At 40.4% G+C, this 22,250-nt stretch carries 20 protein-coding genes and 3 pseudogenes; 16 read left to right on the top strand and 7 right to left on the bottom strand.

Annotated elements, in window-relative coordinates:
* The first annotated feature begins 41 nt into the window (after positions 1–41).
* Positions 42–314, top strand: coding sequence for a PspC domain-containing protein (locus SPPN_RS06400; RefSeq protein ID WP_001085048.1), 273 nt, complete (start codon positions 42–44; stop codon positions 312–314).
* A gap of 142 nt (positions 315–456) precedes the next feature.
* Here the strand turns inward: SPPN_RS06400 and SPPN_RS06395 are convergent, their stop codons facing one another.
* Positions 457–648: a hypothetical protein gene (locus SPPN_RS06395; protein ID WP_000680781.1), complete on the bottom strand. Its 192-nt coding sequence runs from the start codon at positions 646–648 to the stop codon at positions 457–459.
* Between the two features lie 426 nt (positions 649–1,074).
* Here SPPN_RS06395 and SPPN_RS06390 point away from each other — a divergent pair, with 426 nt between their 5' ends.
* Genes SPPN_RS06390 through SPPN_RS13940 form a run of 3 tightly spaced genes read left to right on the top strand, consistent with a single transcriptional unit; the run spans position 1,075 to position 4,033 of the window.
* The gene (locus SPPN_RS06390) at positions 1,075–1,833 is read left to right on the top strand and encodes an ABC transporter ATP-binding protein (protein WP_000173358.1); all 759 of its coding nucleotides are present in this window, start codon (positions 1,075–1,077) and stop codon (positions 1,831–1,833) included.
* Position 1,834: 1 nt separating this feature from the next.
* Positions 1,835–3,823 (top strand): ABC transporter permease, encoded by a 1,989-nt coding sequence (locus SPPN_RS06385; protein WP_000489385.1) that lies wholly within the window; start codon positions 1,835–1,837, stop codon positions 3,821–3,823.
* Positions 3,824–3,874: 51 nt separating this feature from the next.
* Entirely contained in the window at positions 3,875–4,033 is a 159-nt protein-coding gene (locus SPPN_RS13940) for a hypothetical protein (protein ID WP_237701454.1), read from the top strand.
* Positions 4,034–4,061: 28 nt separating this feature from the next.
* On the opposite strand, the gene SPPN_RS06380 is transcribed toward SPPN_RS13940, so the two are convergent.
* A complete protein-coding gene (locus SPPN_RS06380) occupies positions 4,062–4,757 on the bottom strand; it encodes a VIT1/CCC1 transporter family protein (RefSeq protein WP_000005256.1) in 696 nt (231 codons plus the stop codon).
* Positions 4,758–5,465: 708 nt separating this feature from the next.
* Here SPPN_RS06380 and SPPN_RS06375 point away from each other — a divergent pair.
* The 6 genes from SPPN_RS06375 to aguB are packed head-to-tail and all read left to right on the top strand — an operon-like array spanning position 5,466 to position 12,137.
* A complete protein-coding gene (locus SPPN_RS06375; RefSeq protein ID WP_000732150.1) occupies positions 5,466–6,926 on the top strand; it encodes an aminotransferase class I/II-fold pyridoxal phosphate-dependent enzyme in 1,461 nt (486 codons plus the stop codon).
* Positions 6,927–7,787 carry a polyamine aminopropyltransferase gene (gene speE / locus SPPN_RS06370; RefSeq protein ID WP_000366735.1) on the top strand — a complete coding sequence of 287 codons (861 nt, stop codon included), beginning with the start codon at positions 6,927–6,929 and terminating at the stop codon, positions 7,785–7,787.
* A complete protein-coding gene (locus SPPN_RS06365; protein ID WP_000088749.1) occupies positions 7,784–9,043 on the top strand; it encodes a saccharopine dehydrogenase family protein in 1,260 nt (419 codons plus the stop codon). The genes speE and SPPN_RS06365 overlap by 4 nt, the downstream gene beginning before the upstream one ends.
* Positions 9,043–10,170 carry a carboxynorspermidine decarboxylase gene (gene nspC, locus SPPN_RS06360; protein ID WP_000764382.1) on the top strand — a complete coding sequence of 376 codons (1,128 nt, stop codon included), beginning with the start codon at positions 9,043–9,045 and terminating at the stop codon, positions 10,168–10,170. The genes SPPN_RS06365 and nspC overlap by 1 nt, the downstream gene beginning before the upstream one ends.
* On the top strand, positions 10,167–11,252 hold the full coding sequence (gene aguA / locus SPPN_RS06355; RefSeq protein WP_000969453.1) for an agmatine deiminase: 1,086 nt from the start codon (positions 10,167–10,169) through the stop codon (positions 11,250–11,252). The genes nspC and aguA overlap by 4 nt, the downstream gene beginning before the upstream one ends.
* A gap of 9 nt (positions 11,253–11,261) precedes the next feature.
* Positions 11,262–12,137 carry an N-carbamoylputrescine amidase gene (gene aguB / locus SPPN_RS06350; RefSeq protein WP_001246740.1) on the top strand — a complete coding sequence of 292 codons (876 nt, stop codon included), beginning with the start codon at positions 11,262–11,264 and terminating at the stop codon, positions 12,135–12,137.
* 145 nt (positions 12,138–12,282) lie between these two features.
* On the opposite strand, the pseudogene SPPN_RS12085 reads toward aguB, so the two are convergent.
* A pseudogene (locus tag SPPN_RS12085) lies at positions 12,283–13,083 on the bottom strand (IS5 family transposase); the annotation flags it as partial.
* Positions 13,084–13,213: 130 nt separating this feature from the next.
* Between SPPN_RS12085 and SPPN_RS06340 the strand changes: the two are divergent.
* Both SPPN_RS06340 and SPPN_RS12080 read left to right on the top strand, forming a co-directional pair.
* Positions 13,214–13,353 (top strand): annotated as a pseudogene (locus SPPN_RS06340) (IS630 transposase-related protein); the annotation flags it as partial.
* A 41-nt stretch (positions 13,354–13,394) separates the two neighbouring features.
* Positions 13,395–14,179 (top strand): annotated as a pseudogene (locus SPPN_RS12080) (IS630 family transposase).
* A gap of 417 nt (positions 14,180–14,596) precedes the next feature.
* Here SPPN_RS12080 and SPPN_RS06320 read toward each other — a convergent pair.
* Complete coding sequence (locus SPPN_RS06320; RefSeq protein ID WP_014017276.1) at positions 14,597–15,880, bottom strand: uracil-xanthine permease family protein; 1,284 nt, start codon at positions 15,878–15,880, stop codon at positions 14,597–14,599.
* Positions 15,881–16,132: 252 nt separating this feature from the next.
* Positions 16,133–16,846 (bottom strand): 16S rRNA (guanine(527)-N(7))-methyltransferase RsmG, encoded by a 714-nt coding sequence (rsmG, locus tag SPPN_RS06315; RefSeq protein WP_000801938.1) that lies wholly within the window; start codon positions 16,844–16,846, stop codon positions 16,133–16,135.
* Positions 16,847–16,939: 93 nt separating this feature from the next.
* On the opposite strand from rsmG, the gene SPPN_RS06310 reads away from it, so the two are divergent.
* Positions 16,940–17,500 carry a LemA family protein gene (locus SPPN_RS06310; RefSeq protein ID WP_000219833.1) on the top strand — a complete coding sequence of 187 codons (561 nt, stop codon included), beginning with the start codon at positions 16,940–16,942 and terminating at the stop codon, positions 17,498–17,500.
* Between the two features lies 1 nt (position 17,501).
* Positions 17,502–18,401, top strand: a complete 900-nt coding sequence (htpX, locus tag SPPN_RS06305) for a zinc metalloprotease HtpX (RefSeq protein WP_000895740.1) — start codon at positions 17,502–17,504, stop codon at positions 18,399–18,401.
* Positions 18,402–18,444: 43 nt separating this feature from the next.
* On the opposite strand, the gene SPPN_RS06300 is transcribed toward htpX, so the two are convergent.
* Together SPPN_RS06300 and SPPN_RS06295 are read right to left on the bottom strand one after the other, a co-directional pair.
* On the bottom strand, positions 18,445–20,004 hold the full coding sequence (locus SPPN_RS06300; RefSeq protein ID WP_014017275.1) for an ATP-binding cassette domain-containing protein: 1,560 nt from the start codon (positions 20,002–20,004) through the stop codon (positions 18,445–18,447).
* A 409-nt stretch (positions 20,005–20,413) separates the two neighbouring features.
* Positions 20,414–20,710: a hypothetical protein gene (locus SPPN_RS06295; protein WP_000389599.1), complete on the bottom strand. Its 297-nt coding sequence runs from the start codon at positions 20,708–20,710 to the stop codon at positions 20,414–20,416.
* A 158-nt stretch (positions 20,711–20,868) separates the two neighbouring features.
* Between SPPN_RS06295 and SPPN_RS06290 the strand changes: the two genes are divergently transcribed.
* Together SPPN_RS06290 and nth are read left to right on the top strand one after the other, a co-directional pair.
* Positions 20,869–21,411 (top strand): YceD family protein, encoded by a 543-nt coding sequence (locus tag SPPN_RS06290; RefSeq protein ID WP_000773219.1) that lies wholly within the window; start codon positions 20,869–20,871, stop codon positions 21,409–21,411.
* Complete coding sequence (nth, locus tag SPPN_RS06285) at positions 21,411–22,040, top strand: endonuclease III (RefSeq protein ID WP_000244446.1); 630 nt, start codon at positions 21,411–21,413, stop codon at positions 22,038–22,040. Before SPPN_RS06290 ends, nth begins: the two co-directional genes overlap by 1 nt.
* The last annotated feature ends 210 nt before the right edge of the window (positions 22,041–22,250 follow it).

The following is a 22,250-nucleotide window of genomic DNA, read 5'->3' as shown; positions in this document are numbered from 1 at the left end:
CGTGATATACTATGTCTAACCTAGCAGAAAGAGGAAATATCATGAACAGTAAATTTTATAAAATGAGACGAAATCGCATGATTTCAGGAGTTCTGGCAGGTCTGTCAGACAAGTGGAACTTTGATGTTACCCTTGTTCGTTTTCTATTTGCTATTTTTACAGTCGCAAACTTTGGACTTGGTGTGATTATCTATATCATCCTAGCTTCTGTCATGCCAACCAAGGAAGAAATCGAAGCAGAAATGTACGGAACAGGCCCACGCAAACGCAAAGAAGCCCAAGCCATTGACGATAATGAAGGCTGGTTTTGGTGAGGTTTTACAAAAGATTTAGAATAAGCAAAAAGCTTTAAATCAATAGTCTAAACTGCTTGATTTAAAGCTTTTTTACTTTTAATAATATTTTTCCAGCTTCATCTACAAACTAAAAGCATTCTTTTGAACTCATGTTTCTAATCTATTTTTCATGCTGAGACAATACATTTTTGGAAAAATGGTGGATGCTGATAACAACTGATAACCAGCAAATAGCATAAGCAGTAGCTGTAAATTCTGTACCGATAAAGTATGTTTTTTCAACTAAGAGTTGACCGATGAATGGAGAGAGGAGATAGAGAAGTCCGATGAGTATATATTCTTTGTGTTTCATTAAGGCGCACCTTCTTTCCTTATAGGTAGTTCGATTTGAAAGTGTTGAATTTAATGGCATGTTATCTAGGTAAGCTTACTCAAATGATAGTTCCGATTCCCCCTTTCCAAAGTAAGCCTTTTCACACTTATATTTTACAATTTTAAAAATAGGAAATCAAATCATTTTATAAGTAATTTTGCCTACATTTCCCCCAATCTTACAAAAATGTAAGATTAAAGTCCTTTTTGTAAGGTTAGGTTATGGCAAGAGGTCTTTTTTTGATGTAAACTAGACTCATAAAGAACAAAGGAGTAACATCATGAAACAAATCTTACAGAAGAAAACAAGAAAACCAAGCCACAAAGATATCGAGCGTGTTCAACTGGGATGCGCTATGATGCAAGCAACATTTCATTTAATGGGATATTAAGAAAGGAGATTCTCATGACACTTTTAGATGTAAAACACGTTCAAAAAATTTATAAAACTCGTTTTCAGGGCAACCAAGTAGAAGCCCTCAAGGATATTCACTTTACCGTGGAAAAAGGTGACTACGTTGCCATCATGGGTGAGTCTGGTTCTGGTAAATCCACTCTTCTCAATATCCTAGCTATGCTGGATAAACCAAGTCGTGGGCAGGTTTATCTTAATGGAACGGACACCGCAACCATTAAAAATTCCCAGGCTTCTAGCTTCCGTCGTGAAAAATTAGGCTTTGTCTTCCAAGATTTTAACTTGCTAGATACTCTTTCTGTTAAGGACAATATCTTGCTTCCGCTTGTCTTGTCAAGAAGACCTATTACGGAGATGATGAAGAAATTGGTGGTGACAGCTGAGAATCTAGGTATCAACCAATTGCAAGAGAAGTACCCTTACGAGATTTCTGGTGGTCAGAAACAGCGTGTAGCAGTAGCACGCGCCATCATCACAGAACCTGAAATTCTCCTTGCGGATGAGCCAACAGGTGCCCTTGATTCCAAGTCCTCTGCAGCTCTTCTTGATGTTTTTGATGAAATCAATGAGCGCGGCCAAACCATTCTCATGGTAACCCACTCAACAGCAGCAGCTAGCAGAGCTAAACGTGTACTCTTTATCAAGGACGGCATTCTTTACAATCAAATCTACCGTGGAGAGAAGACAGAGCGTCAGATGTTCCAAGAAATCTCTGATACCTTGACTGTCATGGCAAGCGAGGTGAATTAGTATGTTTCGATTAACTAATAAGTTAGCGGTATCGAACTTGATTAAAAACCGCAAGCTCTACTATCCTTTTGCGCTGGCTGTTCTCTTGGCAGTCACCGTCACCTATCTCTTTTACTCTCTAACCTTCAATCCAAAGATTGCGGAAATCCGTGGAGGAACAACCATTCAGGCTACACTTGGATTTGGTATGTTTGTCGTCACCCTTGCGTCAGCCATTATCGTCCTCTATGCCAATAGTTTTGTCATGAAAAATCGTTCCAAGGAACTGGGGATTTATGGCATGTTGGGATTGGAAAAGCGCCATCTAATCAGTATGACCTTTAAGGAGTTGGTGCTATTTGGAATTCTAACTGTTGGTGCAGGGATTGGTATTGGGGGCTTGTTTGACAAGTTGATTTTTGCTTTCTTGCTCAAACTGATGAAATTAAAGGTAGAACTAGTCGCTACCTTCCAGATGAAAGTTGTCATTACAGTACTTGTTGTCTTCGGTTTGATTTTCCTAGGTCTCATGTTCCTGAATGCTCTTCGAATCGCCCGTATGAATGCCCTTCAGCTCTCACGTGAGAAAGCTAGTGGTGAGAAAAAAGGTCGTTTCCTACCTCTCCAAACGATTCTTGGTTCGATTAGTTTAGGGATTGGCTATTATCTTGCCCTTACGGTAAAAGATCCTCTTACAGCCTTAACAACCTTCTTCATAGCTGTTTTGCTGGTTATCTTTGGTACTTATCTCTTGTTTAATGCAGGGATTACAGTCTTCCTACAAATCTTAAAGAAAAATAAGAAATACTATTACCAACCTAATAACCTCATCTCTGTTTCCAACTTGATTTTCCGTATGAAGAAAAATGCGGTTGGACTAGCAACCATCGCTATCTTGTCAACAATGGTTTTGGTAACCATGTCAGCAGCGACAAGCATTTTCAATTCCGCAGAATCCTTTAAAAAAGTTCTAAATCCTCATGATTTTGGGGTTTCAGGACAAAATGTTGAAAAAGAAGATTTAGACAAACTCTTGAGCCAGTTTGCAAGTGACAAAGGTTATAAGATTAAAGAGAAAGAAGTGATTCGTTATACTTACTTTGGTGTTGCAAACCAAGAAGGAAATAAGTTAACTATTTTTGAAAAAGGACAAAATCGTGTTCAACCTACAACAGTTTTCATGGTATTTGACCAAAAAGATTATGAAAATATGACTGGTCAAAAACTGTCTCTTTCAGGAAATGAGGTCGGACTCTTTGCAAAGAATGAGGGAGTTAAAGAACAGAAAGCTCTAACTCTAAATGATCATCAATTTTCTGTCAAAGAAGAATTTGATAAAGATTTCATTGTCAACCATGTCCCAAATCAGTTTAATATTTTGACTGCTGATTACAATTACCTTGTTGTACCTGATTTACAATCCTTTTTGGATCAATTCCCAGATTCGGCTATCTATAATCAGTTTTACGGCGGTATGAATGTAAATATCAGTGAAGAAGAACAACTCAAGGTCGCTGAAGAGTATGAAAAATACCTCAATCAGTTTAATGCTCAATTAAACACAGAAGATAGCTATGTTTATGGTAGCAATCTAGCAGATGCTCGTTCTCAGATGAGTGCCCTCTTTGGTGGTGTCTTCTTTATCGGTATTTTCCTATCCATTATCTTTATGATCGGAACCGTTCTGGTCATCTACTACAAACAAATTTCTGAAGGATATGAAGACCGTGAGCGCTTTATTATCTTGCAGAAAGTCGGTTTAGATAAAAAGCAAATTAAGCAAACCATCAACAAACAGGTTTTAACTGTTTTCTTCCTTCCTTTGCTCTTTGCCTTCATACATCTCGCCTTTGCCTACCATATGCTTAGTCTGATTTTAAAAGTGATTGGTGTAATAGATACGACTATGATGTTGATTGTGACCTTGTCTATCTGCGCTATCTTCCTCATCGCCTATGTGTTGATTTTCATGATTACTTCAAGAAGCTATCGCAAGATTGTGCAAATGTAAAAAAAGATACCTCGACTTCAAAATCGAGGTATTTCTTGTATTTTATACTCAATGAAAATCAAAAAGCAAACTAGGAAGCTAGCCGCAGGTTGCTCAAAACACCGTTTTGAGGTTGCAGATAGAACTGACGAAGTCAGCTCAAAACACCGTTTTGAGGTTGCAGATAGAACTGACGAAGTCAGTAACATATATACGGCAAGGCGAAGCTGACGTGGTTTGAAGAGATTTTCGAAGAGTATTAAATACTGAAAAGTTGTCCGAGTAAGAAGGTAACGCCCATAGTTAAGAGACCAATAGCAAGGTTCCGAATCATAGCTGTTTTGGTTGGGGCTTTTCCAAGTTTGGCACTAGTATAACCAGTGAGAAGAAGGGCCACACCGACGATAAGGACAGTAACAGGGATGCGGTATTCACTTGGGAAAATGGTCACTGAGAGCATTGGAGGCAAACTTCCAAGGAAAAAAGAAATAAAGCTAGAGATGGCAGCATGCCAAGGATTGGTAAACTCTTCATACTCAATACCGTATTTTTCCTCTACCAGAGCCTTGAGTGGATTTTTAAGAAAGATCTTATTAGTCAAGGGTTGGGCAGAAGTTTTGCATTCTCCATTTTGGATATAAGCAGCATAGAGGGATTTTTTGGCTAGTTCCCTATCTTGGTCTAGCAAGAGTTTTTCTCGCGAAACGGCAGCTTCCTCGGTATCTTTTGGAGTTGAAACGGATACATATTCTCCACCAGCCATTGAAAAGGCACCAGCTAAGATAGCCGCAAAACCTGATAAAAAGATAATCCAGATATTGGTCGTGGCACTGGCAACTCCGATAACCACACCAGCAATGGAAATAATTCCATTGTTAGCATCAAGAACACCCGCACGCAGGATATTTAAACGACCTGCAAAATTTGAATCAATTTCGTGATTTGTTTCTGACATACTAATCTCCTTTTTATCCAGTATAAAGGAAAAATATAGGGAAATCAATCTTTTAAAAGTATCTGAAAAAAGTTGCACGATTTTAATGATATAAAAATGTCGACATCTTTTCTGATAGATCAAACACCGAAGGTAAAGAGTATAGAATAGCATAAAAATTTTAAATTAAATAGGATAAACATTTTGTTCACTTTATAATCGTTTACAAGAGAATAATGAGTATTAAATCAAATAAAATCCAACTATTTTGCGAACTTTTTATATTTTTTTCGTAAAAGGCTTTACAAGTTCTTAAAAACATGATATAGTAATAAAGCTTAGAAAATGAGATGATGTTTTCTAGCAAATATAAACCCGAGTAAAAAATGCCTACGGACAGGCAGGGTTGAATGCCGAAGCGTGGTTGAAAAACCACATTATTGATAGGGTTAAAAGCCTACTTTTATAAGTTGATGTTAGGACACTTGTCCTAATTCATAAATTTTTAGTGTGGTGAAAGCACACGTCATCTTGTGAAACGATCAATAAAGTACGTAATATTTGCTACTAGAGAGTTAGGAAACATCGGGAACAGACATACTCAACAGAAACAAACATAAAAACGTCAGAAGATTGCAGAGCAGGTGGAAACCTGCTCTTTTTTCATGAGTCAACCTTTAGTCGCCTTTATCTTCTTGAGGCACTAAAAATACGGTAAAGGAGTAAGTCTTGAAGAAGTTAGATCAAAACCAAGCCCCAATTTATGAGGCTTTGGTGAAGTTACGCAAGAAAAGGATTGTTCCCTTTGATGTTCCAGGTCACAAGCGTGGACGAGGAAATCCAGAACTTGTCGAACTGTTAGGAGAAAAATGTGTAGGCATTGATGTCAATTCGATGAAACCCTTGGATAATCTAGGACACCCTATTTCGATTATTCGAGATGCAGAGGAGCTGGCTGCAGATGCTTTTGGAGCTAGCCATGCTTTTCTCATGATTGGTGGAACAACCTCATCGGTGCAGACTATGATTTTGTCAACCTGCAAGGCAGGAGATAAGATTATTCTTCCGAGAAATGTTCACAAATCTGCCATCAATGCGCTGGTTCTATGTGGTGCCATTCCCATCTATATCGAGATGAGTGTAGATCCTAAGATTGGTATCGCTTTAGGTCTTGAAAATGACCGAGTAGCCCAGGCCATAAAGGACCATCCAGATGCCAAGGCCATTTTGATTAACAATCCTACTTACTATGGCATCTGTTCAGACCTAAAGGGTTTGACAGAAATGGCTCATGAAGCTGGCATGATGGTTTTAGTAGATGAAGCCCACGGAGCGCATTTGCATTTCACTGATAAACTTCCAATTTCTGCTATGGATGCAGGGGCTGATATGGCAGCAGTTTCCATGCATAAGTCTGGTGGGAGTTTGACCCAAAGCTCCATTTTACTTATCGGGGAGCAGATGAATTCTGAATACGTTCGTCAGATCATCAACCTGACCCAATCAACATCTGCTTCTTACCTGTTGATGGCTAGTTTGGATATTTCACGTCGCAACTTGGCCCTTCGTGGTAAAGAGTCGTTTGAAAAGGTCATTGAACTGTCTGAGTATGCTCGCCGTGAAATCAATGCTATCGGTGGATACTATGCCTACTCAAAAGAGTTAATAGATGGTGTGTCGGTCTGTGATTTTGATGTAACCAAGCTGTCAGTTTACACTCAGGGTATTGGCTTAACAGGTATCGAGGTTTATGACTTCCTACGAGACGAATACGACATTCAGATTGAGTTTGGTGATATTGGCAATATCTTGGCCTATATTTCGATTGGTGACCGCATCCAAGACATCGAGCGCTTGGTCGGTGCTTTGGCTGACATCAAGAGACTCTATTCACGAGATGGGAAGGACTTGATAGCAGGAGAATATATTCAGCCCGAGTTGGTGTTATCTCCTCAGGAAGCCTTCTATTCAGAGAGAAAAAGTTTAACCTTGGACGAATCTGTTGGACAAGTCTGTGGAGAATTTGTCATGTGCTATCCTCCAGGGATTCCTATCTTGGCTCCTGGTGAACGCATTACACGAGAGATTGTGGATTATGTCCAATTTGCCAAGGAACGTGGTTGCTCCCTCCAAGGGACGGAAGATCCAGAGGTCAATCACATCAACGTCATTAAGAGAAAGGAGATCTAGATGGATTTATGGTTTTCTGAAGTTCATACTCCAGATGTGAAATTGTCCCTGAGAACAGCCAAGCAACTCTACGCTGGTAAAAGTGAATGGCAGAATATCGAAGTCTTGGATACCCCAGCTTTTGGGAAAATACTGATTTTAAATGGGCATGTCTTGTTTTCAGATGCGGATGATTTTGTCTACAACGAAATGACGGTTCACGTCCCCATGGCTGTGCATCCCAATCCCAAGAAAGTTTTGGTAATAGGGGGTGGCGACGGTGGTGTTGCCCAAGTATTAACACTCTATCCAGAATTGGAACAAATCGACATTGTGGAACCAGATGAGATGTTGGTTGAAGTCTGTCGTGAGTATTTCCCAGATTTTGCCGCAGGGCTAGATGATCCTCGTGTTACCATTTACTATCAAAATGGGCTACGCTTTTTGCGAAACTGCGAAGATGACTATGATATTATCATCAACGATGCGACAGATCCATTTGGACATACGGAAGGGCTCTTTACCAAGGAATTTTACGGTAACAGTTACAGAGCCTTGAAAGAAGACGGTATCATGATTTACCAGCATGGGAGTCCTTTCTTTGACGAAGATGAGTCAGCTTGTCGAAGCATGCACCGCAAGGTCAATCAAGCCTTTCCAATCAGTCGGGTCTATCAGGCCCATATCCCAACCAGCCCAGCTGGCTATTGGTTGTTTGGATTTGCATCGAAAAAATATCACCCTGTCAAAGATTTTGACAAGGAAGGCTGGAAAAAACGCCAGCTTTTCACAGAATACTACACTGCAAACTTACACGTGGGAGCCTTTATGTTGCCCAAATATGTAGAAGACATTTTAGAAGAAGAGGAAGGAAAAAAATGAGTCGTTTATTAGTTATTGGATGTGGGGGTGTTGCCCAAGTTGCTATTTCAAAGATTTGTCAAGATATCGAAACCTTTACAGAGATTATGATTGCTAGCCGTACTAAGTCAAAATGTGATGACTTGAAAGCGAAGTTAGAAGGTAAAACAAGTACAAAGATTGAGACAGCTAAACTTGATGCTGATAAGGTTGAAGAAGTGATTGCCCTGATTGAAAGCTACAAGCCAGAAGCTGTTTTGAACGTAGCTTTACCATATCAAGATTTAACCATTATGGACGCTTGTTTGGCAACAGGTGTTCACTATATCGATACAGCCAACTACGAGGCTGAGGATACAGAAGATCCTGAGTGGCGTGCCATCTATGAGAAACGTTGTAAGGAACTTGGCTTTACAGCCTACTTTGACTACTCATGGCAATGGGCTTATCAAGAGAAATTCAAAGAAGCAGGCTTGACTGCTCTTCTTGGTTCTGGTTTTGACCCAGGTGTGACCAGTGTCTTTTCAGCTTATGCCCTCAAACACTATTTTGATGAAATCCACTATATCGACATTTTAGACTGTAATGGTGGAGACCACGGTTATCCATTTGCGACAAACTTCAACCCAGAAATCAATCTCCGCGAGGTTTCTGCGCCAGGTTCTTACTGGGAAGATGGGAAATGGGTCGAAGTCGAAGCTATGTCTATCAAGCGTGAGTATGATTTCCCTCAAGTTGGACAAAAAGATATGTATCTCCTCCACCATGAAGAAATCGAATCATTGGCTAAGAACATTCCAGGTGTTAAACGCATTCGCTTCTTTATGACCTTTGGTCAATCTTACTTGATGCACATGAAATGTCTTGAAAATGTTGGACTCCTTCGTACGGATGCCATTAACTTTAATGGCCAAGACATCGTTCCGATTCAATTCTTGAAAGCCTTGCTTCCTGATCCTGCTAGCCTTGGACCGCGCACGGTTGGTAAAACCAATATCGGTTGTATCTTTACAGGTGTCAAAGATGGCGTTGAAAAGACTATCTACATCTACAATGTTTGCGACCATCAGGAATGTTACGCAGAAGTTGGTTCACAAGCTATTTCTTACACGACAGGCGTTCCAGCCATGATTGGGACAAAATTGGTTATGAACGGTACTTGGAAACAAGCTGGAGTTTACAACCTTGAAGAATTGGATCCAGATCCATTCATGGAATCTCTGAATGAGTATGGCTTGCCTTGGGTTGTGGTTGAAAATCCACAAATGGTGGACTAATGAAGCTAGAACAAGTACCAACACCAGCTTACGTCATTGACTTGGCAAAGTTAGAAGACAACTGTCGCATTTTACAATATGTACAAGAAGAAGCCGGTTGCAAGGTTTTGCTTGCCCAGAAGGCATATTCCCTCTACAAAACCTATCCCATGATTAGCCAGTATCTATCTGGTACGACTGCTAGTGGACTTTATGAAGCCAAATTGGCAAGGGAAGAATTTCCTGGCGAAGTCCATGTTTTTGCACCTGCTTTCAAGGATGCAGACTTGGAGGAATTGCTGGAGATAACGGACCATATCGTCTTTAACTCAGAGAGACAGTTGCGTAAGCATGGAGCTCGTTGTCGGGATGCTGGTATAAGCGTGGGGCTGCGACTTAACCCTCAGTGTTCAACTCAAGGAGATCATGCTCTCTATGATCCTTGTGCACCAGGTTCTCGTTTTGGCGTTACACTAGATAAAATTCCTAGTGATTTGCTGGATTTGGTGGATGGTCTTCATTTTCACACCCTTTGCGAGCAGGGTGCAGATGATTTAGAGACAACTTTGAAAGCAGTAGAAGAGCAGTTTGGTTCCTATTTGCATGAGGTCAAATGGCTCAATATGGGGGGCGGCCATCACATTACAAGAGAAGACTATGATGTAGATTTGCTGATTTCAGAAATCAAGCGTATCCGAAAAACTTACAATCTTGAAATCTATATCGAGCCGGGTGAAGCCATTGCGCTCAATGCGGGTTATCTAGCAACTGAGGTATTAGATATTGTCGAAAACGGTATGGAAATCTTGGTTTTAGACGCCTCTGCGACCTGCCATATGCCTGATGTACTTGAGATGCCCTATCGTCCACCTTTGAGAAATGGCTTTGAGTCACAGGAAAAAGCCCATACCTACAGACTTTCTTCTAATACCTGTCTGACTGGCGATGTGATTGGTGATTATAGTTTTGAAAATCCAGTCCAAATCGGAGATAGACTTTATTTTCAAGACATGGCCATTTATTCTTTTGTCAAAAATAATACCTTTAATGGTATTGGATTGCCAAGTCTCTATCTCATGGACGAACAGGGAGACTGTAGCTTACTCAAAGCTTTTGGCTATCAAGACTTTAAAGGAAGATTATCATGATGGACAGTCCAAAAAAATTAGGCTATCACATGCCAGCAGAGTACGAACCCCATCATGGTACCCTCATGATATGGCCGACTCGACCAGGATCATGGCCTTTTCAAGGAAAGGCTGCTAAAAGAGCATTTACTCAGATCATCGAGACCATAGCAGAAGGGGAAAGAGTCTATCTTTTGGTGGAGCAGGCCTATCTATCTGAAGCCCAATCCTATCTTGGAGACAAGGTTGTTTATTTAGACATTCCCACCAATGATGCCTGGGCGCGTGATACTGGCCCAACCATTCTCGTCAATGATAAAGGTAAGAAATTAGCCGTGGATTGGGCCTTTAATGCTTGGGGAGGCACCTATGATGGTCTTTATCAAGATTATGAAGAGGATGACCAAGTAGCCAGTCGTTTTGCTGAGGCCTTGGAAAGGCCTGTCTATGATGCTAAACCTTTTGTACTGGAAGGAGGCGCAATCCATAGCGATGGTCAAGGAACTATTCTCGTAACTGAAAGTTGCTTGCTTAGTCCTGGTCGCAATCCTAACTTGACTAAAGAGGAGATTGAAAACACATTATTAGAAAGTCTTGGTGCTGAAAAAGTTATTTGGCTTCCTTATGGTATTTATCAGGATGAAACCAATGAACACGTCGATAATGTTGTTGCCTTTGTTGGTCCTGCAGAGCTTGTTTTGGCTTGGACAGATGACGAAAATGATCCCCAGTATGCCATGTCAAAAGCAGATCTCGAACTCTTAGAACAGGAAACAGATGCAAAAGGTTGTCACTTCACCATTCATAAACTTCCAATTCCAGCTCTTCATCAAGTTGTAACCGAAGAGGATTTGCCAGGCTACATCTATGAAGAAGGAGAAGAAGAGCGATACGCAGGTGAACGACTAGCAGCTTCCTACGTAAACTTTTATATTGCCAACAAGGCTGTCCTAGTTCCTCAGTTTCAAGATAAAAACGACCAAGTAGCCTTAGATATTCTCAGTGAGTGTTTCCCAGACCGTAAAGTTGTCGGAATTCCAGCCAGAGATATTCTCTTAGGTGGTGGCAATATCCACTGTATCACCCAACAAATCCCAGAATAGGAGAAAAAGATGAGAAATGTAAGAGTTGCAGCCATTCAGATGCAATGCGCCAAGGATGTGGCAACAAATATTCAAACCGCAGAGCGTTTAGTACGTCAGGCTGCAGAACAAAGCGCACAAATTATTCTCTTGCCCGAGTTGTTTGAACGTCCCTATTTCTGTCAGGAACGTCAGTATGACTACTACCAGCATGCCCAGTCGGTGACAGACAATACAGCTATTCAGCATTTTAAAACCATTGCCAAGGAGCTAAAGGTCGTTTTACCAATCAGTTTCTATGAAAAAGATGGTAATGTCTTGTATAACTCTATTGCCGTCATTGATGCAGATGGTGAGGTGCTGGGTGTTTATCGAAAGACCCACATACCAGATGACCATTATTATCAAGAAAAATTTTATTTCACACCTGGCAACACAGGTTTCAAGGTCTGGGATACTCTCTATGCCAAGATCGGAATCGGTATCTGTTGGGATCAATGGTTCCCTGAAACAGCCCGCTGTCTTGCGTTAAATGGTGCTGAATTGCTCTTTTATCCTACAGCCATTGGTTCAGAGCCAATTTTAGATACGGATAGTTGTGGTCATTGGCAACGTACCATGCAAGGACACGCAGCAGCAAATATTGTTCCAGTCATCTCAGCCAATCGTTATGGATTGGAAGAGGTCACGCCTAGTGAGGAAAATGGCGGACAGAGTTCCAGTCTTGACTTCTACGGTTCCTCCTTTATGACGGATGAAACAGGAGCTATTCTAGAACGAGCTGAAAGACAAGAAGAAGCTGTTCTGTTAGCTACTTATGACCTAGACAAGGGAGCAAGTGAACGCCTAAACTGGGGCTTGTTTCGAGATAGAAGACCAGAAATGTATCAACGAATTACGGACTAGTAGGGGAGAAATGAGAGGTTCATTCTGCTAGACTAACTTCTTATTAGCAACTATAAGATACTATGGTATCTAGTAAATCGATTTTTATGATTCACTATTCTTTTATCTTGATTAGTCCGTATTTTATACTAGACTTCCTGCAAAACTAGAATCCTAGTTCATGATTGATAATACCAACAATCAAATTCATTCGTAATCTGAAGCGTTTACGATGATTTCGATAGGTTGTTGAAAACATTTTAAACGTTTTTACTTTGGCAAAGATGTTCTCAACCTTGCTTCTCTCCTTAGATAGCGCATGGTTACAGGCTTTCTCTTCAGCTGTTAGCGGCTTGAGTTTGCTGGATTTACGTGGAGTTTGTGCTTGAGGATCTATCTTCATGATTCCTTGATAACCACTGTCAGCCAAGATTTTACCAGCTTGTCCGATATTTCTGCGACTCATTTTGAACAACTTCATATCATGACAATAGTTCACAGTGATCTCCAAAGAAACAATTCTCCCTTGACTTGTGACAATCGCTTGAGCCTTCATAGCGTGGCATTTCTTTTTACCAGAATCATTCGCTAATTGTTTTTTAAGGCGATGGATTTTTACTTCCGTCGCATCAATCATTACCGTGTCCTCAGAACTGAGAGGAGTTCTTGAAATCGTAAAACCACTTTGAACAAGAGTTACTTCAACCCATTGGCTCCGACGGATTAAGTTGCTTTCGTGAATACCAAAAACAGCCGCAATTTGTTCATAAGTTCGATATTCTCGCACATATTGAAGAGTGTCCATAAGAAGGTCTTCTAGGCTTAATTTAGGTTTTTATCCATCTTTTGCGTGTTTACCTTGATAAGCTGTTTTCAATACAGCTCACATCTCTTCAAAAGTCGTGCGCTGAACAGCAACAAGGAGCTTAAATCGTGTATCAGTTAGTTGTTTACTTGCTTCATAATTTTATTGTATCATATTTTTGTTTCACAGGAAGTCTATTATATTTAAGGATATTTGAAAGCTGTATTTTAGAAAAACAATTATGGAGTTTTGATATTTTCTTAGTTTCAAACAAGCATGTTATAATAAAGCTATGGCATATAGTACAGATTTTAAACATCGAGAATTAGATTACATCAAAGAGGGGCACAGCCATGTCGAGGCAGCCAAGGTTTTTGATGTTGGCGTCAGAACTCTCTTCATGTGGGAAAAGAAAGACGTGAACAAGGACACTCATACTAAACTAAAATAAAAAAGCATTATATAGTAGTAATATGAAATCAACTAAAGAAGAAATCCAAGCTATCAAAACACTTTTAAAAGACTCTAGTACAGCTAAATATCATAAACGCCTTCAAATCGTTCTATTTCGTCTGATGGGTAAATCTTATAAAGAGATTATAGAGCTTTTAGGCTGTAATCAAACAACGATTTGGCCAACTGTAAAAAAATATGAGGAGTTCGGACGCGATTCTCTCCTTCAAGAAACACGTGGTTGTCGTAACCATGCATATATGACAATTGAGGAAGAGAAAGCCTTTCTTGCCCGTCATTTGAAGGCTGCAGAGGCAGGAGAATTTGTTACAATTGATGCCTTATTTCAGGCTTATACAAAGGAGTTAGATCCTTCCTACACACGTGATGCCTTCTATCAACTCTTGAAGCGCCATGGTTGGCGAAATATTAGGCCACGTCCAGAACATCCCAAGAAAGCAGACTCTCAAACCATTGTCGCGTCTAAAAATAAAATCTCAATTCAAGAAGACAAGAAAGCGCTTTAAAACCAGTAGGCATTTTCGTAAGGTTCGCTTGATGTACCAAGATGAGTCTGGTTTCGGTAGAATCAGTAAACTGGGATCTTGTTGGGCTTCAATGGGAGTAGGTCCACATGTCCATAGTCACCATATACGAGAATTTCGCTATTGTTATGGAGCTGTTGATGCCCATATTGGAAGATATCATGAATCAACTTCAAGATGTTATACAAGGACTGGAGAAGGAGGTGATAAAGTCCATCGTTAATCGGAGATGGAATAGAATGCTTTTTGAAAGCAGATGAGTATTAGATTATGAAGCAGAGCTGGAAGACGCTGAGATTTTAGGAAAGTTTTGGAATAAGGAAGGTTACTATATTATAGTTTATAACAATGCTAAAAAAGCCCCTGAACTGTTCAAGGTAGAGTTCTCTGAGTGGAAGCGTATGCATATAGGGGAGACATATTAGACAGCGTTAGGGGGATACACTTACTTTTAAGTATCAAAAAAATAAGCACTTCCGTAATTGGAAATGCTTGTTTTTTGATATGTTTAGACTCTTATACTCAATGAAAATCAAAGAGCAAACTAGGAAACTAGGAAACTAGCCGCAGGTTGTTCAAAGCACTGCTTTGAGGTTGTAGATAAGACTGACGAAGTCAGTTACATATATCTACGGCAAGGCGACGTTGACGTAGTTTGAAGAGATTTTCGAAGAGTATTAGTCTTTATTTTCGTATGGCAAGATCAAGTTCAAGATGATTCCTGTCATGGCTGAAAGAGCAGTACCTGAAAGTGTAACTGGACCAAGTTTAAGGACAGCTCCTCCAAGTCCAAGAACCAACATAGCACTTGCGATGATGAGGTTTCGCATTTGAGCGAAATCAACACGTTCTTTAATCAAGACTTTCAAACCATTGCTGGCGATAACCCCATAGAGAAGGATTGACATACCACCAAGTACAGCGTTTGGAATAGTTGAAATCAAGGCAGTGAATTTACCAAGGAAGCTGAGGGCAATCGCGATGAAGGCAGCGTTACGGATAACTGAGACAGAAGCGATACGAGTCATACCGATAACCCCTGTATTTTCTCCGTAAGTTGTATTGGCTGGTCCACCAAGGAAGGCAGAAACAGAAGTTGCGATACCGTCACCAAGAAGAGTACGGTGAAGACCTGGTTCTTTTAAGAATTGACGGCCACAGATTTGACCCAAAACAGTATGGTCTCCGATATGTTCAGAAATTGTTACGATAGCGATTGGCAAGATAGCGATGGCTTCTGGACCAAAGTAAAGATTGTATTCTTTAAAGGCACCACCTGTGTTAAATGGCAAGTAGAAACCAGGAATTTCAAACCAGTTAGCTTTAAGAACTGGTGTAAAGTCAACCAAGCCAAGAGTTAGTGCGAAGAGGTAACCACCGATAATGGCAAAGAGAAATGGAATGATTCGTAGGAATCCTTTTCCCTTTGTATTGATAAAGGCAGCAATCAAGAAAGTAACAACTGCTACAAGAGCATTTTTCCAGTTTCCATCAGCTACAAGACCAGCGTTGGTAACAGCTGAACCTGCAAGTCCAAGACCGATAACGATAATCATAGGTCCGATGATGATTGGTGGCAAGAGTCTATCAATCCATTTTGTTCCTACAAATCGGATGCTGGTAGCAACAAGGACATAGACCAAACCAGTCAAGATAACTCCAGTTTGAGCAGCAGATATATCTCCTCCCATTTCCTTCATAGCTAGTGACATAGCTGTGATAAAGGCGAATGAAGAACCTAGATAAACTGGAACTTTAAAACCAGTAGCAATCATGTAGATGAGTGTTCCAACACCTGAAGCAAAAAGGGCAACAGATACAGGCATTCCCAAAATCAAGGGTACCAAGATGGTCGCACCAAACATGGCGAAAACGTGTTGGAAGCTAAGGAGAGTTCCTTTTCCAGTCGAAGGACGTTGGTCAACGTCTAGTAACAAATCAACAGTTGATTCTTGTTTCATATAAACCTCACTTTTGGGCATCAAAAAAGAGCCCATTATTTTACAGCAATAGGCCCTCAGAGTAAGACTTCTCTAAAATCTAGATTTTAGAGAGTTTCAAGTATTTCTGCGTCTTCGTCACCTCACGGGATGACATTAAAAACCTTTGCTTAGGATAGTATAGCAGAAAAAAATGATTTTGTAAATCATTTTTTCCCGAGCCTAAAAATAAGAGAGCGAGGATGACTTTGTAAACATTTTTTACTAAAAAATTTAAAGCGGGCGTTTGTTGGGCATGCCAGCCTTTCTCGGATATTTATTTGGTGTTTCTTTTTTCTTTTCCACCACTGTGATATAACGCGGATTTCCATTTGGTAGGGCGTAGTTGAGATTGTCTTCGACTTTACTGAAGAGGAGGTTGAGGGCATTCTTAGCTTCTAATAACTCCTCAGGAGCATTGCTGGCCTTGAGTGCCAATAGTTTTCCGCCAACTTTAAGGTAAGGAATTGTCAATTCAGATAAGACCTGCATACGGGCAACCGCACGAGCTGTTACAAAATCATATTGAGCACGGAAGTTTTTGTCTTGTGCCAAGTCTTCTGCACGTCCATGGTAGAAATGAACATCGTCCAAATCCAGTTCTTGAGCCAAGAGTTGTAGGAAGTTGATGCGCTTATTGAGTGAATCAATGATAGTCACATCTAGCTGAGGATAGAGGATTTTCATCGGCAGACTAGGAAATCCTGCCCCAGCTCCGATATCAAGAAGTTTGATAGTTTCATTGGGAATCAAACCTTGAAGAATGGGTGCAATCGAATCGTAAAAATGTTTGAGATAAACTTCTTCCTTATCCGTAATGGCTGTTAAATTAATCTTTTCATTCCACTCGACTAAGAGCTCAAAATAACGTTCAAATTGTTTTTTTTGCTGGTCAGAAAGTGGAAGATTTTGCTCGGCAAGCAAGTTGTAAAATGTTTCTGGTTTCATAGTTATTTCCTTCTTTAGTATCATCTTATTTTACCACAATCATTAAAAATTTGATATACTGGTACTAATCTAAAAGCAGAAAGGACTTATATAATGACTTGGATTATTCTTGGAGTTTTAGCTCTTATTGTTATTTTTGTGATTGTTAGCTATAACGGTTTGGTTAAGAATCGTATGCAAACAAAGGAGGCTTGGAGTCAGATTGATGTTCAGTTGAAACGTCGAAATGATCTCTTGCCAAACTTGATTGAGACTGTAAAAGGTTATGCCAAATATGAAGGTTCTACCCTTGAAAAGGTGGCAGAACTGCGTAACCAAGTGGCGGCAGCGACTTCACCAGCAGAAGCTATGAAAGCTAGTGATGCCCTTACTCGTCAGGTTTCAGGTATTTTTGCAGTTGCAGAAAGCTATCCAGATTTGAAAGCTAGTGCCAACTTTGTTAAATTGCAAGAGGAGTTGACAAACACGGAAAATAAAATTTCTTACTCTCGTCAACTCTATAACAGTGTTGTCAGCAACTACAATGTAAAATTAGAAACTTTCCCAAGCAATATTATCGCTGGAATGTTTGGATTTAAAGCAGCAGATTTCCTTCAAACACCAGAAGAGGAAAAGGCAGTTCCTAAAGTTGATTTTAGCGGTTTAGGTGACTAAGATGTTGTTTGATCAAATTGCAAGCAATAAACGAAAAACGTGGATTTTGTTGCTGGTATTTTTCCTACTCTTAGCTCTTGTTGGCTATGCGGTTGGTTACCTCTTTATGCGGTCTGGGATTGGTGGTTTGGTTATCGCACTGATTATCGGCTTTATCTATGCCTTGTCCATGATTTTTCAATCGACAGAGATTGTCATGTCCATGAATGGAGCGCGTGAGGTGGATGAACAAACGGCACCAGACCTCTACCATGTAGTGGAAGATATGGCTATGGTCGCTCAGATTCCTATGCCCCGTGTTTTCATCATTGATGATCCAGCCTTAAATGCCTTTGCGACAGGTTCTAATCCTCAAAATGCGGCTGTTGCTGCGACGTCAGGTCTATTAGCTATCATGAATCGTGAGGAGCTAGAAGCTGTTATGGGACATGAAGTCAGTCATATCCGTAATTACGATATCCGTATTTCGACTATTGCCGTCGCCCTTGCTAGTGCTATCACCATGCTTTCTAGTATGGCTGGTCGTATGATGTGGTGGGGTGGCGCAGGTCGCAGACGAAGTGACGATGACAGAGAAGGAAATGGCTTAGAAATCATTATGCTCGTGGTTTCCCTACTAGCTATCGTGTTGGCTCCCCTCGCTGCAACTTTGGTGCAACTAGCTATTTCTCGTCAGAGGGAATTCCTAGCTGATGCTTCCAGTGTTGAGTTGACGCGCAATCCTCAAGGAATGATTAATGCCCTACGTAAGTTAGACAATAGTAAACCCATGAGTCGTCCTGTCGATGATGCCAGCAGTGCACTTTATATCAATGATCCTAAGAAAGGTGGAGGGTTCCAAAAACTCTTTTATACCCACCCACCTATCTCAGAACGGATCGAACGTTTGAAACAGATGTAAAAGAATCCAGAGGTCGTCTCTGGATTTTTGCTATGTTGCAAATTTATAAATCGTCTAAATTAACTAGCTCCAAACCGTGTTCTGTCAAGCGGTAGATGCTTGAACAGACCTCTTTTAAGAAACGACGGTCATGCGAAACAGTGATGAGACCGCCCGGATAGGTTGCAAAGAGTTTCCTGATGTGGGGTTGAGAAGTGGGAGAAAAGTTTCGTGTAGGTTCATCCAACAGGAGAAAGTTTGGTTTGCACAAGACTAAATCCAAAAGCAGGAGTTTACCCTGTTGTCCGCCAGATAAGGAGCGAATTTGATGCTGCATTTCTGGATAACTGAAATTGAGACTGGCTAGGTGAGATTGGATTTTTTGTAGTTCCTCTTTTTCCCCAGTTTTGCTGAGATAGGCTATTGGGGATAAATCTAATTGTAGTTTTTTATGGTAATCTTGTGGCATAAAACCAAGTAAAATCTCTCTTTTATCATTCAGAAGTTGCTGTAATTTGGCTAACAGAGTTGATTTCCCAACACCATTTGGGCCGATGATACCAATTTTTTCTTGGCCACGGACAGTTAATTGTAGTTCTTGCACCAAAATTCGGTCGCCAATGGATAAATTTTCTTTTTCCAGTTGGATTAAGACTTTAGAAGCAGGTAATGGCTGTATATCTGAGAAGAAAAGTTGGATTTCTTCCTCTTCAAGTGGCTTTTGGGTCATGGACTGAGCTGCCTTTTCGTAGCGTTTTTCTTGAGAGAGGATATTTTTCATCTTTTTAGCCAATAGGCGACCGGTAGTACTGTCTTTGGTAGCTCGAAGCGCAGTTTCTACATTTTGCTTGACTCGCCGATGTTTTTCCATGGTTTTATCATAGGCTCTTTGGTCGTTAGCAGCTTGTTGGCTTTGTTTGGTAAAATTAGCCTTTCTCTGGTCGCTATAGCTATCATAGTCTAAATACTCTACTAGCGTTTCTGCTTCTTTACGGTGCTTGACCAGTCGCAAGTGAACAATAGTGTCTGCCGTTTCAGAAAGAAAGTCTTCATCATGGGAAATGAAAATAACAGTTTGCCGAATTTTTCGAATTTGACCTTTTAGCCAATCAACCGTCTTAAGGTCCAGATCATTTGAAGGTTCATCTAAAAATAGAATCTCAAAGGGTTTGGCTAACTCATGGATGAGCTGAATTTTCAAAGCTTCGCCCCCTGATAGACTGCCAATTTCTTGGTTGCTAGCGAAACGGTCGCTATCAAAATGCAATTCCTCAGCCAAACGATAGAGGATACTGTAGTCTAAATCAGTAAAATCCAAAAAGAAGTAGTCGTGTAGACTTTTCTTTTTCAGCTCTTCGGGGAGTTTTTGAGGAATGTAAGCGAGTGACTGATAGTCAGACTGGATGTCACCCCTGATAGTGAAATCAGGCAAAGATTCCCCCATTAAAGTTTTAAGCAAGGTTGATTTACCATTTCCTTCTTCGCCGATGATAGCTACCTTTTCCCCGTCTTGGATGATCATGCTGAGGTCAGAGACAAGGTCTCGTAAATTTTTGTTCTGTGTGATGGTCAGGTGATTGATTTTTATCATATGATTACCCTTTCTAGAATGTTGATAGTGCATAACAAAAAGCTCTACTTTACCTAGTAGAGCCAAAGTCTATGTCAAAAAAACTCTATCAATACTCTTCGAAAATCTCTTCAAACCACGTCAGCGTCGCCTTACCGTAGATATATGTAACTGACTTCGTCAGTCTTATCTACAACCTCAAAGCAGTGCTTTGAGCAACCTGTAGCTCGCTTCCTAGTTTGCTCTTTGATTTTCATTGAGTATAAAATGCCAGAAAAAGAGCATAAGAGCACACAAAAAGAGACAAAAACAAGATCTACTAAATAAAGGTTCTTTATTTGATAGACTTAGTTGTTCATGTCTCCCTTACCTCCGAGTATTAGTACCTCTATCCTATACCTTTCAGGAAATTTTGTCAACAGAAAACTGGAAATTCTATGCTCTAAAATCCAAAAACAGGTACCTAAAGAGTTAGTACGTGTTTGACATGCTCGTAATGGATTTTATCATAGTTTCGCCAAGCAGTGCGTGCTTGATCGTTTAGTTTTAGGCTACCCAGTCCAATCAGAGGACTGGTGGGTTGGTAAAATTTCTCAAGATCAATTAAGATACTGTTGTTCAACTTTTCCGTTTTTTTGAGCTCTTGCATAGTAGTGTTTAGCAGCTCTTGTAGTCTAATATCATCTGCCGTACCCTGTTTACAGTTTTGGTAGCTTTTATTTAACTTGGATAGGAGTTGAATGAGTTTCTTGTCTTCCATGTGAGCATCCTCCTTGATCTGATGTAGTATAGCAATAAAAAAAACAAAAATGTCATAGTAAATATGTAAAAAATTCGAATTTTATTTACAAAGTTTGGTGGGCTGATTTGTAGGCTTTTCATGGTATAATCAAGAGAGTAAATCTTTATGGAGGAAGTATGAAATTAAATATTCAAGAAATTCGTAAGCAGTCTGAAGGCTTGAACTTTGAACAAACGTTAGACTTAGCCGCAGACCTGCGTGCACGTAATCAAGAAATTTTAGATGTAAAAAATATCCTTGCAGTTGGGAAAGTACAGTACGAAGACTGTATGTATTTCTTAGATTATCAACTATCTTATACCATTGTTCTTGCTTCAAGTCGCAGTATGGAGCCAGTTGAGTTAGTTGAATCTTATCCAGTTACGGAAGTTTTCATGGAAGGCGCAACCAACCAGCTAGATCAAGAAGTGCTAGATGATGATTTGGTCTTGCCTATCGAAAATGGAGAACTTGATCTTGCTGAGAGCGTGTCAGACAATATCCTACTAAACATTCCTATCAAGGTCTTGACGGCTGAAGAAGAGGCTGGTCAAGGATTTGTGTCAGGAAATGACTGGCAAATCATGACTGAGGAAGAATACCAGGCCCAACAAGCAGTTAAGAAAGAAGAAAATAGTCCTTTTGCTGGCTTACAAGGACTATTTGATGGAGACGAATAATGGTCTTGTCAAAAAAACGAGCACGAAAGGTGCTAGAAGAAATCATTGCTTTGTTTCCAGATGCCAAGCCCAGTCTTGATTTCACCAATCATTTTGAACTCTTGGTTGCGGTCATGTTGTCAGCCCAGACAACGGATGCAGCGGTAAATAAGGCCACGCCAGGTCTCTTTGCTGCCTTTCCAACGCCACAAGCCATGTCTGTTGCAACAGAAAGTGAAATTGCTTCACACATTTCTCGCCTGGGACTGTATCGAAATAAGGCTAAATTCCTTAAAAAATGTGCCCAACAGTTACTAGACGATTTTGATGGTCAAGTCCCTCAAACACGTCAGGAATTAGAGAGTTTGGCAGGTGTTGGTCGCAAGACAGCCAATGTTGTCATGAGTGTAGGATTTGGGATTCCAGCTTTTGCAGTGGATACTCATGTGGAGCGTATTTGCAAACACCACGATATCGTCAAAAAATCAGCGACACCACTTGAGGTGGAAAAGCGGGTCATGGATATCTTGCCGCCTGAGCAGTGGTTAGCAGCCCATCAGGCCATGATTTATTTTGGAAGAGCCATTTGCCATCCTAAAAATCCAGAGTGTGACCAGTACCCACAGTTATATGACTTTAGAAATTTATAAGATGGTGTACCAAAAGTTTTTGCTTGATTTTAAGCATGCTTTGTGCTATAGTAAGTGATAATTAAATATTCCTTTAAACCTGTCCCGTGAGGCAGGCAAGGAGCGTGATAAAGTAGAAGGGTGAAGTCTATACTGTTTGCAGTAGGGTTCGCTTGGCTATACATTTCAAGTCTCCTTGTTTAAGGAGACTTTTCTTTTTGGAGGTTTGTC

The sequence above is a fragment of the Streptococcus pseudopneumoniae IS7493 genome, from assembly GCF_000221985.1.
Classification (GTDB): domain Bacteria; phylum Bacillota; class Bacilli; order Lactobacillales; family Streptococcaceae; genus Streptococcus; species Streptococcus pseudopneumoniae.
The sequence above is the reverse complement of the archived record's forward strand: the minus strand, read 5'-3'. Positions and strand labels throughout refer to the sequence as shown.

Coding starts and splice junctions, on each gene's coding strand:
- nspC (WP_000764382.1), top strand. CDS start 9,043: ATGAAGCTAGAACAAGTACCAACACCAGCTTACGTCATTGACTTGGCA.
- SPPN_RS06300 (WP_014017275.1), bottom strand. CDS start 20,004: ATGCACTATCAACATTCTAGAAAGGGTAATCATATGATAAAAATCAAT.
- SPPN_RS06385 (WP_000489385.1), top strand. CDS start 1,835: ATGTTTCGATTAACTAATAAGTTAGCGGTATCGAACTTGATTAAAAAC.
- aguB (WP_001246740.1), top strand. CDS start 11,262: ATGAGAAATGTAAGAGTTGCAGCCATTCAGATGCAATGCGCCAAGGAT.
- SPPN_RS06390 (WP_000173358.1), top strand. CDS start 1,075: ATGACACTTTTAGATGTAAAACACGTTCAAAAAATTTATAAAACTCGT.
- rsmG (WP_000801938.1), bottom strand. CDS start 16,846: ATGAAACCAGAAACATTTTACAACTTGCTTGCCGAGCAAAATCTTCCA.
- SPPN_RS06380 (WP_000005256.1), bottom strand. CDS start 4,757: ATGTCAGAAACAAATCACGAAATTGATTCAAATTTTGCAGGTCGTTTA.
- htpX (WP_000895740.1), top strand. CDS start 17,502: ATGTTGTTTGATCAAATTGCAAGCAATAAACGAAAAACGTGGATTTTG.
- SPPN_RS06290 (WP_000773219.1), top strand. CDS start 20,869: ATGAAATTAAATATTCAAGAAATTCGTAAGCAGTCTGAAGGCTTGAAC.
- SPPN_RS06400 (WP_001085048.1), top strand. CDS start 42: ATGAACAGTAAATTTTATAAAATGAGACGAAATCGCATGATTTCAGGA.
- SPPN_RS06365 (WP_000088749.1), top strand. CDS start 7,784: ATGAGTCGTTTATTAGTTATTGGATGTGGGGGTGTTGCCCAAGTTGCT.
- SPPN_RS06295 (WP_000389599.1), bottom strand. CDS start 20,710: ATGGAAGACAAGAAACTCATTCAACTCCTATCCAAGTTAAATAAAAGC.
- SPPN_RS06310 (WP_000219833.1), top strand. CDS start 16,940: ATGACTTGGATTATTCTTGGAGTTTTAGCTCTTATTGTTATTTTTGTG.
- SPPN_RS06320 (WP_014017276.1), bottom strand. CDS start 15,880: ATGAAACAAGAATCAACTGTTGATTTGTTACTAGACGTTGACCAACGT.
- aguA (WP_000969453.1), top strand. CDS start 10,167: ATGATGGACAGTCCAAAAAAATTAGGCTATCACATGCCAGCAGAGTAC.
- SPPN_RS13940 (WP_237701454.1), top strand. CDS start 3,875: ATGAAAATCAAAAAGCAAACTAGGAAGCTAGCCGCAGGTTGCTCAAAA.
- nth (WP_000244446.1), top strand. CDS start 21,411: ATGGTCTTGTCAAAAAAACGAGCACGAAAGGTGCTAGAAGAAATCATT.
- SPPN_RS06395 (WP_000680781.1), bottom strand. CDS start 648: ATGAAACACAAAGAATATATACTCATCGGACTTCTCTATCTCCTCTCT.
- speE (WP_000366735.1), top strand. CDS start 6,927: ATGGATTTATGGTTTTCTGAAGTTCATACTCCAGATGTGAAATTGTCC.